The sequence below is a fragment of the Streptomyces sp. NPDC026500 genome (genome assembly GCF_055567635.1).
On the sequence record NZ_JBVHQB010000005.1, the window covers coordinates 410127 to 426512 of the forward strand.

General features: G+C 70.5%; 16 protein-coding genes. 9 read left to right on the forward strand and 7 right to left on the reverse strand.

The window, feature by feature from the left end; translation table 11 throughout:
- Positions 1–47 precede the first annotated feature (47 nt).
- The gene (dusB, locus tag ACZ4N5_RS12430) at positions 48–1199 is read right to left on the reverse strand and encodes a tRNA dihydrouridine synthase DusB (RefSeq protein ID WP_467757036.1); all 1152 of its coding nucleotides are present in this window, start codon (positions 1197–1199) and stop codon (positions 48–50) included.
- A 96-nt stretch (positions 1200–1295) separates the two neighbouring features.
- Here dusB and ACZ4N5_RS12435 point away from each other — a divergent pair, with 96 nt between their 5' ends.
- The gene (locus ACZ4N5_RS12435; protein WP_467757037.1) at positions 1296–2741 is read left to right on the forward strand and encodes an MFS transporter; all 1446 of its coding nucleotides are present in this window, start codon (positions 1296–1298) and stop codon (positions 2739–2741) included.
- A 166-nt stretch (positions 2742–2907) separates the two neighbouring features.
- Here the strand turns inward: ACZ4N5_RS12435 and ACZ4N5_RS12440 are convergent, their stop codons facing one another.
- Positions 2908–3855 (reverse strand): MmyB family transcriptional regulator, encoded by a 948-nt coding sequence (locus ACZ4N5_RS12440; protein WP_467757135.1) that lies wholly within the window; start codon positions 3853–3855, stop codon positions 2908–2910.
- Positions 3856–4178: 323 nt separating this feature from the next.
- On the opposite strand from ACZ4N5_RS12440, the gene ACZ4N5_RS12445 reads away from it, so the two are divergent.
- From ACZ4N5_RS12445 to ACZ4N5_RS12460, 4 genes are all read left to right on the forward strand, one after another.
- Complete coding sequence (locus tag ACZ4N5_RS12445) at positions 4179–5609, forward strand: MFS transporter (protein WP_467757038.1); 1431 nt, start codon at positions 4179–4181, stop codon at positions 5607–5609.
- Positions 5610–6030: 421 nt separating this feature from the next.
- The gene (locus tag ACZ4N5_RS12450) at positions 6031–7260 is read left to right on the forward strand and encodes a M14 family zinc carboxypeptidase (protein ID WP_467757136.1); all 1230 of its coding nucleotides are present in this window, start codon (positions 6031–6033) and stop codon (positions 7258–7260) included.
- Positions 7261–7366: 106 nt separating this feature from the next.
- Positions 7367–7573 (forward strand): hypothetical protein, encoded by a 207-nt coding sequence (locus ACZ4N5_RS12455; protein WP_355845540.1) that lies wholly within the window; start codon positions 7367–7369, stop codon positions 7571–7573.
- A gap of 174 nt (positions 7574–7747) precedes the next feature.
- Complete coding sequence (locus ACZ4N5_RS12460; RefSeq protein ID WP_467757039.1) at positions 7748–8815, forward strand: chitinase; 1068 nt, start codon at positions 7748–7750, stop codon at positions 8813–8815.
- Positions 8816–8944: 129 nt separating this feature from the next.
- On the opposite strand, the gene ACZ4N5_RS12465 is transcribed toward ACZ4N5_RS12460, so the two are convergent.
- The gene (locus ACZ4N5_RS12465; protein WP_356781260.1) at positions 8945–10327 is read right to left on the reverse strand and encodes a glycine--tRNA ligase; all 1383 of its coding nucleotides are present in this window, start codon (positions 10325–10327) and stop codon (positions 8945–8947) included.
- Between the two features lie 197 nt (positions 10328–10524).
- Between ACZ4N5_RS12465 and ACZ4N5_RS12470 the strand changes: the two genes are divergently transcribed.
- The 4 genes from ACZ4N5_RS12470 to ACZ4N5_RS12485 are packed head-to-tail and all read left to right on the forward strand — an operon-like array spanning position 10525 to position 13649.
- A complete protein-coding gene (locus ACZ4N5_RS12470; RefSeq protein WP_467757040.1) occupies positions 10525–11487 on the forward strand; it encodes a metal ABC transporter substrate-binding protein in 963 nt (320 codons plus the stop codon).
- Positions 11488–11504: 17 nt separating this feature from the next.
- Positions 11505–12272 carry a metal ABC transporter ATP-binding protein gene (locus tag ACZ4N5_RS12475; protein ID WP_467757041.1) on the forward strand — a complete coding sequence of 256 codons (768 nt, stop codon included), beginning with the start codon at positions 11505–11507 and terminating at the stop codon, positions 12270–12272.
- Positions 12272–13174: a metal ABC transporter permease gene (locus ACZ4N5_RS12480; RefSeq protein WP_467757042.1), complete on the forward strand. Its 903-nt coding sequence runs from the start codon at positions 12272–12274 to the stop codon at positions 13172–13174. The genes ACZ4N5_RS12475 and ACZ4N5_RS12480 overlap by 1 nt, the downstream gene beginning before the upstream one ends.
- A 58-nt stretch (positions 13175–13232) precedes the next feature.
- Positions 13233–13649 carry a Fur family transcriptional regulator gene (locus ACZ4N5_RS12485; protein ID WP_355845555.1) on the forward strand — a complete coding sequence of 139 codons (417 nt, stop codon included), beginning with the start codon at positions 13233–13235 and terminating at the stop codon, positions 13647–13649.
- A gap of 42 nt (positions 13650–13691) precedes the next feature.
- On the opposite strand, the gene ACZ4N5_RS12490 is transcribed toward ACZ4N5_RS12485, so the two are convergent.
- From ACZ4N5_RS12490 to ACZ4N5_RS12505, 4 genes are all read right to left on the reverse strand, one after another.
- The gene (locus ACZ4N5_RS12490; RefSeq protein WP_467757043.1) at positions 13692–14267 is read right to left on the reverse strand and encodes a YcxB family protein; all 576 of its coding nucleotides are present in this window, start codon (positions 14265–14267) and stop codon (positions 13692–13694) included.
- A 74-nt stretch (positions 14268–14341) separates the two neighbouring features.
- Entirely contained in the window at positions 14342–15187 is an 846-nt protein-coding gene (locus tag ACZ4N5_RS12495) for an isoprenyl transferase (RefSeq protein WP_467757044.1), read from the reverse strand.
- A 131-nt stretch (positions 15188–15318) separates the two neighbouring features.
- Positions 15319–16065 carry a DNA repair protein RecO gene (recO, locus tag ACZ4N5_RS12500; protein WP_401326716.1) on the reverse strand — a complete coding sequence of 249 codons (747 nt, stop codon included), beginning with the start codon at positions 16063–16065 and terminating at the stop codon, positions 15319–15321.
- A 69-nt stretch (positions 16066–16134) separates the two neighbouring features.
- Positions 16135–16368, reverse strand: coding sequence for a hypothetical protein (locus tag ACZ4N5_RS12505; RefSeq protein WP_467757045.1), 234 nt, complete (start codon positions 16366–16368; stop codon positions 16135–16137).
- Positions 16369–16386: the final 18 nt, after the last annotated feature.

Below are 16386 nucleotides of genomic sequence, written 5' to 3' on the forward strand. Positions count from 1 at the left end.
GGTTCGGTGCGCGCGCGGGCGGCGCGCGCACCGGACGTCCGGCGGGATCAGCCGCCCGAGGTGTCCAGCTCGGCGTCCTCGGACACGCCCGCGCAGTCGTAGGGGTCCTTCAGCCAGCCGTCCGGCAGGACGACCCTGTTGTTGCCCGAGGTACGCCCGCGGGGTCCGTCGGCGCCCGTCGGCCACGACTGATCGAGGTCCAACTCGGCCAGCCCGTCGGAGAGTTCGGCGAGCGACGAGGTGACGGCGAGACGCCCCCGCATCTCCGAGCCGACCGCGAAGCCCTTGAGATACCAGGCGACGTGCTTGCGGAAGTCGATGACACCCCGCGCCTCGTCGCCGATCCACTCGCCGAGGAGCGTGGCGTGGCGGACCATGACGGCCGCGACCTCGCGGAGCGTCGGGCGGGCGTACTCCTGACGGCCCTCGAAGGCGGCCACCAGGTCGCCGAACAGCCACGGCCGGCCGAGGCAGCCGCGCCCGACGACGACCCCGTCGCACCCGGTCTCGCGCACCATCCGCAGCGCGTCGTCCGCCGACCAGATGTCGCCGTTGCCGAGGACGGGGATCTCCGGCACGTGCTCCTTCAGCCGGGCGATGGCGTCCCAGTCGGCGGTGCCGCCGTAGTGCTGGGCCGCGGTGCGGCCGTGCAGCGCGATGGCCGTCACGCCCTCCTCGACCGCGATCCGTCCGGCGTCGAGGAAGGTGATGTGGTCGTCGTCGATGCCCTTGCGCATCTTCATGGTGACGGGCAGGTCCCCGGCGCCGCTGACCGCCTCGCGCAGGATCGCGCGCAGCAGGTGCCGCTTGTACGGGAGGGCGGAGCCGCCGCCCTTGCGGGTGACCTTGGGGACCGGGCAGCCGAAGTTGAGGTCGATGTGGTCGGCGAGGTCCTCTTCCGCGATCATGCGGACGGCCTTGCCGACGGTGGCGGGGTCGACGCCGTACAGCTGGATCGAGCGCGGCTTCTCGGTCGCGTCGAAATGGACCAGCTGCATGGTCTTCTCGTTGCGCTCGACCAGCGCCCGCGTGGTGATCATCTCGCTGACGAACAGACCCTTGCCGCCACTGAACTCTCGGCACAGCGTGCGGAACGGCGCATTCGTGATCCCGGCCATGGGGGCCAGGACGACGGGCGGCTGCACCTGGTGGGGACCGATCGACAGCGTCGAGTTCACGGTGGAGGGGGGCGTGGGCATTCCCCCATTGTGGCGTACGGCGCCGGGTGCTCGCACGGAAGATCGTGTAGTGGTCATTAGTTAGACACACTATCGAGAGCGACGTACCCTGATGTAATGCCTGAGCTCAGCCATCGTCACCGGATGCTGGTGCTCGCGATCTGCTGCATGAGTCTGCTGATCGTGAGCCTCGACGTCACGGTTCTGAACGTCGCCCTGCCGTCGATGCAGCAGGAACTGCACGCGAGCGTCGCGGGCATGCAGTGGACCCTCGACGCGTACACCCTGGTCCTGGCCTCTCTGCTGATGCTCGCGGGCTCCACCGCCGACCGCATCGGCCGGCGCAAGGTCTTCACGGCGGGCCTGGTCCTGTTCACGATCGGCTCGGTGCTCTGCTCCCTCGCCCCGAACCTCGACACACTCGTCGTGTTCCGGATGGTCCAGGCCGTCGGCGGCTCGATGCTGAACCCGGTGGCGATGTCGATCATCACCAACACCTTCACGGACCCGCGCGAACGGGCCCGCGCGATCGGCGTCTGGGGCGCCGTGGTCGGTATCTCCATGGCTGCCGGACCGCTGGTGGGCGGACTGCTCGTCGACACGGTGGGCTGGCGGTCGATCTTCTGGATCAACCTCCCCGTCGGTCTCGCCGCGCTCCTGCTGACCCTGCGCTTCGTCCCGGAGTCCCGTGCCCCGAGGGCCCGTCGCCCCGACCCGGTCGGCCAGCTCCTCGTCATCGCGCTGCTCGGCTCCCTGACGTACGCGATCATCGAGGCCCCCTCCTCCGGCCTCGTCCACACCCTCGCCTTCTCCGCGATCGCCCTCGCCGCGCTCCTCGGCCTCCTCCGGTACGAGCCCCGGCGCGACGAACCCCTCATCGACCTGCGCTTCTTCCGCTCGGTGCCGTTCAGCGGGGCCACCGTCATCGCGGTGAGCGCGTTCGCCGCGCTGAGCGGCTTCCTGTTCCTGTCGACGCTGTACCTGCAGAACGTGCGCGGCCTGAACGCCCTGCACGCAGGGCTGTGGATGCTGCCCATGGCGGCCCTGTGCTTCGTCTGCGCGCCCATATCCGGACGCCTGGTCGGCAGCCGCGGCCCCCGCCCGTCGCTGCTGATCGCCGGTGTCGCGATGACCGTGAGCGGTGTGCTGTTCGCCGCGTTCGAGGCGGAGACGTCGAACGTCACGCTCGTCATCGGCTACGTCTTCTTCGGCATCGGCTTCGGCTTCGTGAACGCCCCCATCACCAACACCGCCGTCTCCGGGATGCCCCGTGCCCAGGCGGGCGTCGCCGCCGCCGTCGCCTCGACCAGCCGGCAGATCGGCGGCACCCTCGGTGTCGCCGTCATCGGCGCGGCTCTCGCCTCCGGCATCAGCGCCTCCGCCTACCGGGACACGTTCGTCCCGGCGTCGCGCCCCGGCTGGTGGATCATCACCGCCTGCGGTGTCGCCGTCCTCGTCCTCGGCGCGCTCACCAGCGGACGCCGGGCCCGCGCGTCGGCCGAACACACGGCCCGTCTGCTGGAGTCCCCGGAGATCCGGGAGGCGGCGGGCGTCCGGGCCTGACCCGGGCCGAGCCGGTCCCGCCGGCAGCGCGGACTCGGCCGTGCCGGTCCCGCCGGCAGTGCCGACTCGGCCACGGCCGTGCTCAAGGGCGACGCCCGGATGACCCAGGTGCTGCGCCGGGCCGTCCGCTCGCACGTGACCATCCCGACCGCGCCGGTGCCCCGGGTCAGGCCGCCCCCGCCGCCTCCGCCTCCGCCCGGGACGCCGTTTCGGCCTCCGCTTCCGCCTCGGCCTCCAGCGCGATCGCGTGCAGTCTCTCCAGCCGTGCGCGGCTCTCCTCGTCGGAGGGCGCGTACGTCACCATGCGGGCACCCAGGTCCGGTGCGAGCCACAGGTCGGTGTGACCGACGGTGACCAGACCGACGTACGGGTTCACGAACTGCTTGGTCTTGCCGCGGGTGCCGACCACCTCGTACCGGTCCCAGATCTCACGGAATTCGGCCGACTCGGTCCGCAGCCGCTTCAGCAGCATCTTCCAGGCGGGTTCCCCGAGGTGCCCGGCCATCGAGACGCGCAGCCTCGCGGCCATCAGACGCATGGCCTCGTCGAGGAAGACGATCGACTCGCGCCACTCCGCGTTGGTGTAGGCGAGGATCATGCAGTTGCGGTCGGCGGGCGGGATCGTGTCGAGGTCCCTCATCATCAGACGCGCGTAGGTGCGGTTGTACGCCAGGATGTCGTACCGGCTGTTCTGGATGCAGGCCGGAACCGGCTCCAGCTGCGTCAGCATCAGGCGCAGCTCCGGGGTGATGACCGCGCACCGGGCGGCGGGCGAGGGGTCGACGGCTCCGGCCAGCTGGAAGAGGTGGGCCCGCTCGCTGGTGTCCAGCAGCAGGGCGCGGGCCAGGGCGTCGAGGACCTGTTCGGAGACCTGGATGTCGCGTGCCTGTTCCAACCAGGTGTACCAGGTGACCCCCACGGCGGAGAGTTGGGCGACCTCCTCGCGGCGCAGGCCCGGCGTGCGCCGGCGGCGGCCACGGGGCAGCTGGACCTGCTCGGGCGTGATGCGTTCGCGACGGCTGCGCAGGAAGGTGGCCAGCTCGTGCCGCCGGATCTCGCTGCCGCGGGACGCCACGGCGTCGGTCGGCCGTGTCCCGTCCGGGGCCGGTCGCACGGGGTCCGGGCCGGTGGGCGGACGGGGGTCCGAGCCGGCGGCCGGTCGCACCAAGTCCCGGCCGGTGCGCGGACGGGGGTCCGGGGCGGCGGCCGGTCGCGCCAGGTCCCGGCCCGTGGTCGGACGCGGGTCCGGGTCGGCGGCCGGGCGCACCGAGTCGTGGACGGTGGTCGGTCGCGCCCGGTCCTGGCCAGTGGTCGTTTCCCGCGCCATGGTCGTCATGCCTCCAGCGTGCCGCGCACCGCAGCCTGTTGCCAGGTAGTGCTTGTACCAGGATAAGGAGACTCTGGTACCCGTCTGAGCCCGGGAGAAGTCTGGAGGACGTGACCGAAACCGGAACTCTCACGACTACCGTCCGCGCCCCCACCGCGCCACCCGCGCTCGGCGGCCTCGGACTCTTCACGGTGCTGCTGGGCGCGGCACTGCCCCTGATCGACTTCTTCATCGTCAACGTAGCCCTTCCGACCATCGGGCATGACCTGAACGCGAGTGAGGCCGTCCTCGAACTCGTCGTCGCCGGCTACGGGGTCGCGTACGCCGTTCTGCTCGTCCTCGGCGGACGCCTCGGCGACCTGTTCGGGCGGCGTCAGTTCTTCCTCGGCGGCATGGCGGCCTTCGGCCTGACCTCGCTCGCCTGCGGCCTGGCGCCCACGGCGTGGGCCCTGGTGGCGGCGCGCGTCGCCCAGGGCGCGGCCTCCGCGGCGATGCTGCCGCAGGTCCTCGCCACCATCCAGTCGGCGACCTCCGGGCCCCGCCGCGCCAGGGCGATGAGCCTGTACGGCGCCACGGCCGGCCTGTCCATGGTGGCCGGGCAGATCCTCGGCGGCATCCTGGTCGCGGCCGACATCGCGGGCACCGGCTGGCGCTCGGTGTTCCTCGTGAACGTGCCCGTCGTCGTGCTCGGCCTCGTCCTGGCCGCCCGCGCCGTCCCCGAGACCCGCTCGCAGCGCCCGGAGCCGATCGACGCCCCCGGCACCGTACTGCTCGCGGTAGCCCTGCTGGCCCTGCTCGCCCCGCTGACCGAGGGCCGGGCGGCGGGCTGGCCGCTGTGGACCTGGGTGTCCCTCGCCCTGTTCCCGCTCGCGGCCGCCGCCTTCTACCTCGTCGAACGCCGTGCGGACCGCCGCGGCCGCACCCCGCTGGTCCCACCGAGCCTGTTCCAGCTGACCTCGCTGCGCCGGGGCCTGATCATGATCGTGCCGTTCTCCATCGGATTCAGCGGCTTCATGTTCGTGATCGCGGTGGCTCTGCAACGCGGCGCGGGCCTCGGTCCCGTCCCCGCGGGGCTGGCCCTCGCTCCCATGGCGGTCGTCTTCTTCATCACGTCCCTGTGCGGACCCCGGCTGATCGCGCGCTACGGCACCCGGGTCGTCACGGCGGGCGGACTGATCCAGGCGGTGGGCGTGGCCCTCATCGCGCTGGCCGCCTGGCGTTCCTGGCCGGACCTCGGGGTGGTGGAACTGCTGCCCGGCGCCGCCGTCGCCGGCGCGGGCCAGGCGCTCCAGCTCCCCGTCCTCATCCGGATCGTCCTCTCCGAGGTGCCGGCCGTGCGGGCCGGCGTCGGCAGCGGCGTGATGGCCACCACCCAGCAGGCGGCGCTCGCCGTCGGGGTGGCCACCCTCGGCACCCTGTTCCTGTCCCTCGTCCCGGCCCACGGCATGCGGGAGGCCCTGGTCGCGACCCTCCTGGTCCAACTGGCGGGCGTGGCCCTGACCACCGCACTGAGCCTGCGGCTGCCGCGCACGATCAGCTGAGGATCCGGCCCGCGGCCGAGCAGTCGACCGCGCCGGCCTTCGCCAACCACACCGAACGAGCCGAACCGGGCCGACCGGGCCGACCGATCCAACTCGTCCAACCCGTCCGACCGGCCCGACGGGCGCACAACTCCCGTGCGGCCACCGGCATATGCACTGGCCATGAGCCCAACTCGCCTTTCTTCAGGGGCTGTTGACACCGGTGATGCGCCATGTCGTACTGAGTCGTACTGAAGTCGAACGGAACGCACCGGCGATGGCCCGGTGCGTTCCGTTCGGCCGACCCGCGATCCGCGATCCGAGGAGACTCCGTGGCCGAGATCAAGATCCGCGCACTGGACCGGAGAGAGACCAGGGACGACAGCGGTTCCGGACACTGAGCTATCCCACACCCGCCGACGTCACCCGCACCGCCGAAGCCCTGGCCGCCCGGCATCCCGGCCTGTGCCGGCTGAGTACGATCGGCCACTCCCGACACGGCGTCCCGCTGCGGATGCTGAGCGTCGGGAAAGGGCCACGGCACGCCCTCGTGGTCGCGGGCGCACACCCCAACGAATACGTCGGCGGGGGCACCCTTCTGGCGCTGGCCCACCGGGCACTGGGCGGCGAACGACCCGGCACCGTATGGCATCTGGTGCTGTGCCTCGACCCGGACGGAGCCCGCCTCAACGAGGGCGGACACCGCGCCGACACCCTCTTCGGCCACTACCGGGCGTTCTTCCGTCCCACCGCCGACGAGCAGCCCGAATGGGCACCCGCCCTCCCCCGGCCACGGTTCCTGCCGGAGAGCCGCGCCCTGCTCGACGTCATCCGCCGGCTGCGGCCCTACATCCAGATCTCCCTGCACGGTACGGACATCGGCGGCACCTTCGCCCAGCTCACCCGGGACGTCCCCGGCCTCGACCGGACCCTCGCCGCCTCCGCCGAACGGCTCGGCATCCCGGTCGAGAGAGCCCCGCTGGACGCCCTGCACTGGCCCACGAGCGCCCCCGGCGTGTTCGTCCTGCCGCCACCCGGAGCACCCGAACGCCCCACCGCCTTCCCGGAGAACGCCCACCACTCCACCTGGCTCGCCCCGCATGCCTACGGCGGCGTCACCGCGGTGGTGGAGGTACCGGTCTGGGCCGCCACCGGGTTCGCCGACCTGGCCCCCCACCCCGCTCCGGAACAACGTCTGCAGCACTGGGCGGAACGCCTGCGGGCCTATGCCCACACCGTCCGCGGCCACTACGAACGGGCCCGCCCCCACCTCCCGGCACCCGGCCCGGACCCCGGCTTCAGCATGCACAGAGCCGTGGCCGAAACACTGCGCGTCTGCGGCCCGTTGGCCGACAGCTGGGACCCCGCGCACCCGTCGTTCACCCCGCTCCCCGGCCTCACCCGCGCCCGCACGGCCAGCATCGAGGGCTTCGCCCGGCGAACGCCGCTGCGAGCCGCCGCCATGCTGCTGCGCCTCCTGGAGGAGTACGCGCCCACCCCGGGGACCGCGCCTCAACGCGCCGAACTGGAAGCCCTCGTCGCGCGCTGGTGCGCCGCCTACTCGGCGAGTTTCACGGCGACCTGGGTTCCCGTGGACCGGCAGATAGAACACCAGGTCAACGTCACCACCGCCGCCGTCGAGGCCGCCGAAGGACACCTGGCACCCTCCTGAGCGTGATCTTGCCCTCACCGAACTCGCAGCCGAAGAACCCCCGTTGATCTTCACCATGCTGCACACTCCTTGCTGCGCAGACGAAGCGGTAAAACCAGGAGGTGTCATGCTTCAGATCAACACGAGCAAAGTAAGCCGCTGGGACCAGCACGGCCGCGAACACACCGTCCGCGTACAACGGGCGGGCGTACAGCGCACGATCAAATGCGACACGTGCGGCTGGCGCAAAAACGCCCAATTCCTCCCGTGGTTGAAGGCGGAGGAACACCTGGCGGAGGAGCACCAGGCGACGGTCGACCCCAAAGAGGCCTGAGGGGCCCTCGCCGACGGGGCTCGGGGACATGCGCCTCCGGAGGGCCGCCCCAGGTCGCCCAGCCCTCCCGGAGCCGTCACGGCCCACTTTGGTCCAGACCTATTGACGAAAGGTCTGGACCGCGCGACTGTCATGCCTACGACACCTCACCGCACCCCCACCGGGAGGCCTCGCATGACTCGCCGGAAGCCGATTCGCCGGACACTGCGTCTGCTCGCCGTCGCGCTGGCCGCGGCCGTTCTCACCCCCCTGTCGATCGCGGGCGCGCCCAGCGCCTCGGCCGCGGACACCTGCGCTGTGAAGTCCCGCCCCGCCGGAAAGGTTCTCCAGGGGTACTGGGAGAACTGGGACGGCTCGTCCAACGGTGTGCACCCGCCCTTCGGGTGGACGCCGATCACCGACTCCCGCATCGCCGCGCACGGGTACAACGTGATCAACGCGGCCTTCCCCGTCATCCGCTCGGACGGCACCGCGCTGTGGGAGGACGGGATGGACACGGGCGTGAAGGTCGCGACGCCCGCCGAGATGTGCGCGGCCAAGGCGTCGGGGCAGACGATCCTGCTGTCCATCGGCGGAGCGGCCGCCGGCATCGACCTGAGCTCGTCCGCGGTCGCCGACCGTTTCGTCGCGACGATCGTGCCCATCCTGAAGAAGTACAACTTCGACGGGATCGACATCGACATCGAGACCGGGCTCGTCGGCAGCGGGACCATCGGCCGGCTCTCCGCCTCGCAGGCCAACCTGACCCGGATCATCGACGGAGTGCTGGCGCAGATGCCGGCCGGCTTCGGGCTGACGATGGCGCCGGAGACGGCCTACGTCACCGGTGGCAGCGTCGCGTACGGCTCGATCTGGGGCGCGTATCTGCCGATCGTCAAGAAGTACGCGGACAACGGGCGTCTGTGGTGGCTGAACATGCAGTACTACAACGGGAGCATGTACGGCTGCTCGGGTGACGCGTACTCCGCGGGCACGGTCCAGGGTTTCACCGCCCAGACCGACTGTCTCAACAAGGGGCTTGTAGTGCAGGGAACCACCATCAAGGTCCCCTACGACAAGCAGGTGCCGGGACTTCCGGCGCAGTCCGGCGCCGGTGGCGGCTACATGTCGCCGAGTCTGGTCTCCCAGGCCTGGCGCCACTACGGCACCGGCCTCAAGGGTCTGATGACCTGGTCGATCAACTGGGACGGTTCGAAGAACTGGACCTTCGGCGACAACGTGAAGGCACTGCAGGGCCGTTGAGGCCGACAGGGCTGACCGGCGGCGCGCCGATGCCGCCGGTCCGACCGACGCCCGGACACCCCATGGTCCGGGACAACGCGAAGCCCCCGGTTCCCTGCTCGGGAACCGGGGGCTTCGTGAGCGCGTGGGTCAGCAGCCGATGAGGCGGCCGGCCAGGTAGCCCTCGATCTGGTCGAGCGAGACACGCTCCTGCTTCATGGAGTCGCGCTCGCGCACCGTGACGGCGTTGTCGTCGAGGGTGTCGAAGTCGACGGTGACGCAGAACGGGGTGCCGATCTCGTCCTGGCGACGGTAGCGGCGGCCGATGGCGCCGGCGTCGTCGAAGTCGATGTTCCAGTTCTGGCGCAGCGCGGTGGCCAGACCCTTCGCCTTGGGCGAGAGCTCCGGGTTGCGCGACAGGGGCAGCACGGCGACCTTGACGGGCGCGAGGCGCGGGTCGAGGCGCAGCACGGTGCGCTTCTCCATCTTGCCCTTGGCGTTCGGCGCCTCGTCCTCGACGTAGGCGTCGAGCAGGAAGGCGAGCATGGCGCGGCCGACACCGGCGGCGGGCTCGATGACGTACGGGGTCCAGCGCTCTCCGGCTTCCTGGTCGAAGTAGGAGAGGTCCTGGCCGGAGGCCTTGGAGTGCGCGCCGAGGTCGTAGTCGGTGCGGTTGGCCACGCCCTCCAGCTCACCCCACTCGTTGCCGCCGAACTGGAAGCGGTACTCGATGTCGGCGGTGCGCTTGGAGTAGTGGGAGAGCTTCTCCTGCGGGTGCTCGAACCACCGCATGTTCTCCGCGCGCAGGCCGAGACCGGTGTACCAGTTCCAGCGCTGCTCCATCCAGTACTCCTGCCACTTCTCGTCCTCGCCCGGCTTGACGAAGAACTCCATCTCCATCTGCTCGAACTCGCGGGTGCGGAAGATGAAGTTGCCGGGCGTGATCTCGTTGCGGAAGGACTTGCCCATCTGCGCGATGCCGAAGGGCGGCTTACGGCGCGAGGTCGTCTGCACCTGGGCGAAGTTGGTGAAGATGCCCTGGGCGGTCTCGGGGCGCAGGTAGGCGACGGAGCCGGTGTCCTGGGTGGGGCCGAGGTGGGTGCTGAGCAGGCCGGAGAACTGCTTGGGCTCGGTGAACATGCCCTTGTTGCCGCAGTTGGGGCAGTTGATGTCCGCGAGGCCGTTCTCGGGGAGGCGGTGGTGCTTCGCCTCGTAGGCCTCCTCCAGGTGGTCGGCGCGGTAGCGCTTGTGACAGGAGGTGCACTCGGTGAGCGGGTCGGAGAAGGTGGCGACGTGGCCGGAGGCGACCCAGGTCTCGGTGGCCAGGATCACCGACGAGTCGATACCGACGACGTCCTCGCGGGAGGTGACCATGTAACGCCACCACTGGCGCTTGATGTTCTCCTTGAGTTCGACGCCGAGCGGGCCGTAGTCCCAGGCGGCACGCTGTCCACCGTAGATCTCACTACTGGGGAAAACGAAGCCACGGCGCTTGCTCAGGCTGACGATGGTCTCGATCTTGTCGGCGGCCACGGTGCTCTCTTCATTACGAACGGACGGCAGCGAATGCTTCAGGTTACCGGCGTCGCCCACCCCTGTATCAAATCGGTTCGCGGAGTGGGCCGGTTACTGCCGCTTAGATCCGCTTGATGCGTGTTGTCGGGGGGTGTGAGGGCGTCCGGACGAGGGCTTGTTGACAATCGTTTCCACATTTGTTGAAAATGAGTGTCATGAACGTACGACGACGCCTCATATCGGGGACCTCGGTCGTGGCGGCCACAGCCCTCGGCCTCGGCGCTCTCACGGCCTGCTCGGGTTCCGCCTCGGCCGACGCCGAAAGCAACGGAAAACTCGATGTGGTCGCGTCGTTCTACCCGCTTCAGTACCTCGCCGAGCAGATCGGCGGGACGCATGTGAACGTCACGAACCTGACCCGGCCGGGCCAGGAACCGCACGACCTGGAGATCAGCGCCCGCGAGACCGCGCGGCTCCAGGACGCGGACGCCGTCCTCTACCTCAAGAATCTCCAGCCGGCCGTCGACGACGCGGTGGCCCAGTCCGGGGTCAAGACGAAGATCGACGCCGCCTCGCTGACGACGCTGGAGAAGCACGGCAACGAGGTCGGCGGGCACGCCGCCGCGCACGACCACAGCGAGGGCGAGGAGACCGGCGCCTCCGACCCGCACGTCTGGCTCGACCCGGTGCGGTTCGGCCAGGTCGCCGAGGGTGTCTCGGCCGCGCTGAAGAAGGCCGACCCGAAGCACGCCGCGGACTACGAGAAGAACATGGCGGAGCTGCGGAAGAAGTTCACCGCGCTGGACACCGACTTCCGTAACGGTCTCGCGGACACGAAGACCAAGACCTTCATCACCACCCACGCCGCGTTCGGCTACCTGGCCGAGCGCTACGGGCTCACCGAGGAGGCCGTCAACGGCCTGGACCCGGAGTCGGAGCCCAGCGCGAACCGGGTGAAGGGCCTGGAGAACCTGGCGAAGGCCGACGGCGTCACGACGGTGTTCTACGAGACGCTCGTCAGTGACAGGACGGCCGGCACGATCGCCCGGGACGTGGGGCTCCGGACGGATGTCCTCGACCCCCTCGAAGGCATCACCGACAAGTCCAGGGGCAGCGACTACATGCAGGTCATGGAGTCGAACCTGAAGGCACTGCAGACGGCGCTGGGCGCCAAGTGAAAACTGTGGAGGACGTCGTGAGCGAGTCCGTCGTGTCCCTGAGGGGTGTCCGGGCGGAGCTGGGTTCGCGCCCGGTCCTGCGCGGCATCGATCTCACGGTGAGCCGTGGGGAGGTCGTCGCGCTGCTCGGCGCCAACGGCTCCGGCAAGTCGACCGCCGTGCGCAGCATCATCGGCCAGGTCGCCGTCAGCGGCGGCGAGATCGAGATCTTCGGCGTTCCGCGCCACCGTTTCCGCGACTGGCACCGGGTGGGGTACGTCCCGCAGCGGACCACGGCGGCGGGCGGTGTGCCGGCGACGGTGACCGAGATCGTCGCCTCGGGCCGGCTGTCCCGGGCCCGCTTCGGCATGCTGCGCAAGGCCGATCACGCGGCCGTCCGGCGGGCCCTGGAGCTCGTCGGGATGGCGGACCGCGCCAAGGACTCCGTGAACGCCCTGTCGGGCGGACAGCACCAGCGTGTCCTCATCGCCCGCGCCCTGGCCTGCGAGCCCGAACTGCTGATCATGGACGAGCCGATGGCCGGCGTGGACCTCGCCAGCCAGGAGGTGCTGGCCGCGACCCTGCGCGACCAGGTCGCCCAGGGCACGTCCGTGCTGCTCGTCCTGCACGAGCTGGGCCCCCTGGAGCCGCTCATCGACCGCGCGGTCGTCCTGCGGGACGGCTGTGTGCTGCACGACGGCCCGCCGCCGCGCGCGGTCGGCCAGCACGCGCTGCCCGGCCACGACCATGTACACCCGCACGCGGCTCATGACGCCGAACCCATCCGGACGGGACTGCTGAGCTGATGGACATCCTCGACTACGCCTTCATGCAGCGGGCACTGCTCGCCGCCGTCCTGGTGGGCGTCATCGCGCCCGCCGTCGGCATCTACCTGGTCCAGCGCCGTCAGGCCCTGATGGGCGACGGGATCGGCCATGTGGCGATGACGGGCGTCGGCCTCGGCTTCCTGCTGAACACGTCACCGGTGTGGATGGCGACGGCCGTGTCCGTGCTGGGCGCCGTGCTCATGGAGCTGATCCGCTGGTACGGCAAGACGCGCGGGGACATCGCGCTGGCCATGCTCTTCTACGGGGGCATGGCGGGCGGCGTGATGTTCATCAACCTCGCGCCGGGCGGCTCGAACGCCAACCTGACCTCGTACCTCTTCGGCTCGCTGTCGACGGTGAGCGTGTCCGACGTGACGGCGATCTGTGTGCTGGGCGCCTTCGTCCTGCTCGTCACGCTGGGGCTGCGACGCCAGTTGTTCGCGGTCAGCCAGGACGAGGAGTTCGCGCGGGTGACCGGTCTGCCGGTGCGGGCCCTGAACCTGCTGACGGCGGTCACGGCGGCGATCACGGTGACCGTCGCGATGCGGGTGGTCGGCCTGCTGCTGGTCAGCGCGCTCATGGTCGTGCCGGTGGCGGCGGCCCAGCAGCTCACCCGGAGCTTCGCGGCGACCTTCGCCGTCGCGGTGGCGATCGGTGTGAGCGTGACGATCGGCGGCACTGTGACGTCGTTCTACCAGGATGTGCCGCCCGGCTCGACGATCGTGCTCCTGACGATCGGCGCGTTCATCGCGCTGACGGCGCTGGCGACACCACTGGCCCGGCGCCGGGCCCGTGCGGTGGCCGCGGCGCAGACGGCCGGGGACCCCGCGGAGTGCGCGATTCCCGCCACGCGTGGCCCGGAGAGCACGGTCGGCGTCTGACCGGGCACAGCCCGGACTGGCACAATGGCCGGGCAAGGGCAGACGTGAGGAGGCAACGGTGACAACCGCTGGATCGCCCGTCCGGGGCCGTTCCACCCGGCAGCGTGCCGCCGTGGCGGCCGCGCTCGACGAGGTGGCCGAGTTCCGCAGCGCGCAGGAGCTCCACGACATGCTCAAGCACAAGGGCGACTCGGTCGGGCTCACCACGGTCTACCGCACGCTCCAGTCCCTTGCCGACGCCGGCGAGGTCGACGTCCTGCGCACGTCGGAGGGCGAGTCCGTCTACCGGCGCTGCTCCACCGGCGAGCACCACCACCACCTCGTGTGCCGCGTCTGCGGCAAGGCTGTGGAGGTGGAGGGGCCGGCCGTCGAGAAGTGGGCGGAGTCCATCGCCGCGGAGCACGGCTATGTGAACGTGGCGCACACGGTGGAGATCTTCGGTACGTGCGCGGAGTGCGCGGCGGCGAAGGGCTGAGCCCCCACCCGGAGGCAGACTCGCGGCAGAGCCCCGGTGGGCTCAAACGCGGGTCAGGTTGCGGTCGAGGATCGCTCGCAGCCGGTCCACGTCCTCGGGGGCGCGCACGGCGCGCTTGGGCAGCACGGTGAAACCGACCGCGTTCTTGTCGGGGCTGACCATGACGAAGACGTCCTTCGTCTCCCGGTAGCGGGGCTGGGCGACCCAGTTGAGCGCCGTGGTGGAGTTGTCCGTGGTCACCGTCAGCCCGGCGTCCGTGACGGTCACACGGAACGTGCCCTGGCGCTCGGCGAGCCGCTGGAACTGGCGGGCCGTGAGCCGGGGCGACAGCAGGACGAGGGGCACGCAGACGGCCAGCCAGATGGTCAGGAACAGGGACCCTCCGTGTCCGGTCAACGCCTGCTCACCCTCCAGCACGGCCACGAAGGCCATGCAGCCCAGCACCCAGTACGTTCTTCTGCCCGCCTTGCTGACACCTCTGCGCGCCTTCAGCGCCGACACGAGGTCCGCGACGGTCGGCCGGTACTCCAGCTCGACGGCATCCGCCCCGTGCCCCTGCCCCTGCAACTCCTGCTGCGGCAACTCCTGTGGCTGCGCAGCACCCTGGTCCTCGACCACGGCCCCTCCCCAGTTCGGTGGTGATGAGCCGTGATCGTAACGCCGGATTCGAACAGCGCTGCAGGCGGCTGGTGCTACGACCCGTCGCCCCTCATGTCCTTCTCCATCGCGAGCAGTTGCTCGTTGGGGACGGCTCCGCCGAAACGGCGGTCGCGCTGCGCGTACTCGACGCAGGCCCGCCACAGGTCACGCCGGTCGAAGTCGGGCCACAGCACGTCCTGGAAGACCATCTCGGCGTAGGCGCTCTGCCAGAGCAGGTAGTTGGAGGTGCGCTGCTCGCCGCTCGGGCGCAGGAACAGGTCCACGTCCGGCATGTCCGGGTAGTACAGGTACTTCTGGAGGGTCTTCTCGTTGACCTTGGACGGGTCGAGGCGGCCGGCCTTCACGTCCTCGGCCAGCGCCTGCGCCGCGTCGGCGATCTCGGCACGGCCGCCGTAGTTCATGCAGAAGTACAGGGTGAGCCGGTCGTTGTCCTTGGTCTGCTCCTGGGCGACCTGGAGCTCCTTGGCGACCGACTTCCACAGCTTGGGCATGCGGCCCACCCAGCGCACCCGGATACCGAGCTCGTCGAGCTGGTCACGGGTCTTGCGGATGAAGTCGCGGTTGAAGTTCATCAGGAAGCGCACCTCGTCGGGCGAGCGCTTCCAGTTCTCGGTGGAGAAGGCGTACAGGGAGATGCTCCCGACGCCGACCTCGATCGAGCCCTGGAGGACGTCGAGGACGCGCTCGGCACCGACCTTGTGGCCCTCGGTGCGGGGCAGCCCGCGGTCCTTGGCCCAGCGGCCGTTCCCGTCCATGACGATCGCGACATGGTTCGGGACGAGCTCACCGGGGAGTTTGGGCGCGCGGGCACCGGAGGGGTGCGGTTCCGGCGTCTTGTACTCGCGGCGCTGGCGGCCCAGGAACCCGCGTACGACCATGTGCTTCTCGTCTCCCTCTTGCTTGCTCGCGTGCGCCGGGCGCTCGTCTCGCTCTGCTTGCTGTTCTGTGTGTTCTCGCGCGCTCGTGCCGCGCTTGTGCGATGACGCCGCCCCGGCCTGCCGGACGGCGCCTACTTCTCCACGTACCGCAGGGAACGCAGTCCGCGCTCCAGATGCCAGTGGAGATAGGCCGACACCAGCCCACTGCCCTCCCGGACGTGCCGCGGCTCGCACGCGTCCGCGGTCTCCCAGTCTCCCGTGAGCAGCGCGCCGAGAAGTTCGAGGGCCTGAGGCGAGGGTACGACGCTGCCGGGCACCCGGCAGTCGACGCAGACGGAACCTCCCGCGGCGACCGAGAAGAACCGGTTCGGACCCGGCATGCCGCATTTGGCACAGGCGCTGAAACTGGGCGCGTAGCCGTTGACCGCGAGGGAGCGCAGCAGGAAGGCGTCGAGGACGAGGTGCGGCTCGTGCTCGCCCCGGGCGAGGGTGCGGAGCCCGCCGACCAGCAGCAGATACTGCTGCACCGCGGGCTCCCCCTCGTGGTCGGTGAACCGCTCGGCGGTCTCCAGCATCGCGGTGCCCGCGGTGTAGCGCGGGTAGTCGGTGACGATTCCGCCACCGTACGGAGCGATCGTCTCGCTCTGTGTGCACAGGGGCAGACCGCGGCCGATCAGCTCGCTGCCCCGCGCGAAGAACTGGACATCCACATGGGAGAAGGGTTCGAGGCGCGCCCCGAACTTGGACTTGGTCCGCCGGACGCCACGCGCCACCGCCCGTACGCGGCCGTGACCGCGCGTGAGCAGCGTGATGATCCGGTCCGCCTCACCCAGCTTCTGGGTGCGCAGCACGATGCCGTCGTCGCGGAACAGACTCATACGGCCCATTCTCGCCTACGGCGCCCGCGCCCCGGCCCCGATGGGTCGCTTTGCGTCCGGAGGCCGTCTTCAAGGCACCTCGCCGCGGCTGCGCGCGTTGGCGTACGCGGTCCCCGCGCTGAGCCGTTCCGCCGCGGTGGCCTGCCGGACGGCCTCCGGCGCGCAGTCCCACTCCCGGCCCCCGCCGAGCGGTCTCAGCTGCACGTAGGGCCCCTCGCTCCCCATGACCGTGCCCACCTTCCCCGTGTACGTGTCGACGGCGTAGGAACCGATCGGAGGCTCCGGCGACTCCGGCGGCTTCATCGCCGGGCCGCCGGGAGC

Excerpts from the sequence above, each read along its gene's own strand:
- dusB (WP_467757036.1), bottom strand. The coding sequence starts at position 1,199 with ATGCCCACGCCCCCCTCCACCGTGAACTCGACGCTGTCGATCGGTCCC.
- ACZ4N5_RS12435 (WP_467757037.1), top strand. The coding sequence starts at position 1,296 with ATGCCTGAGCTCAGCCATCGTCACCGGATGCTGGTGCTCGCGATCTGC.
- ACZ4N5_RS12455 (WP_355845540.1), top strand. The coding sequence starts at position 7,367 with ATGCTTCAGATCAACACGAGCAAAGTAAGCCGCTGGGACCAGCACGGC.
- ACZ4N5_RS12460 (WP_467757039.1), top strand. The coding sequence starts at position 7,748 with ATGACTCGCCGGAAGCCGATTCGCCGGACACTGCGTCTGCTCGCCGTC.
- ACZ4N5_RS12470 (WP_467757040.1), top strand. The coding sequence starts at position 10,525 with ATGAACGTACGACGACGCCTCATATCGGGGACCTCGGTCGTGGCGGCC.
- ACZ4N5_RS12480 (WP_467757042.1), top strand. The coding sequence starts at position 12,272 with ATGGACATCCTCGACTACGCCTTCATGCAGCGGGCACTGCTCGCCGCC.
- ACZ4N5_RS12495 (WP_467757044.1), bottom strand. The coding sequence starts at position 15,187 with ATGGTCGTACGCGGGTTCCTGGGCCGCCAGCGCCGCGAGTACAAGACG.
- recO (WP_401326716.1), bottom strand. The coding sequence starts at position 16,065 with ATGAGTCTGTTCCGCGACGACGGCATCGTGCTGCGCACCCAGAAGCTG.
- ACZ4N5_RS12505 (WP_467757045.1), bottom strand. The coding sequence starts at position 16,368 with ATGAAGCCGCCGGAGTCGCCGGAGCCTCCGATCGGTTCCTACGCCGTC.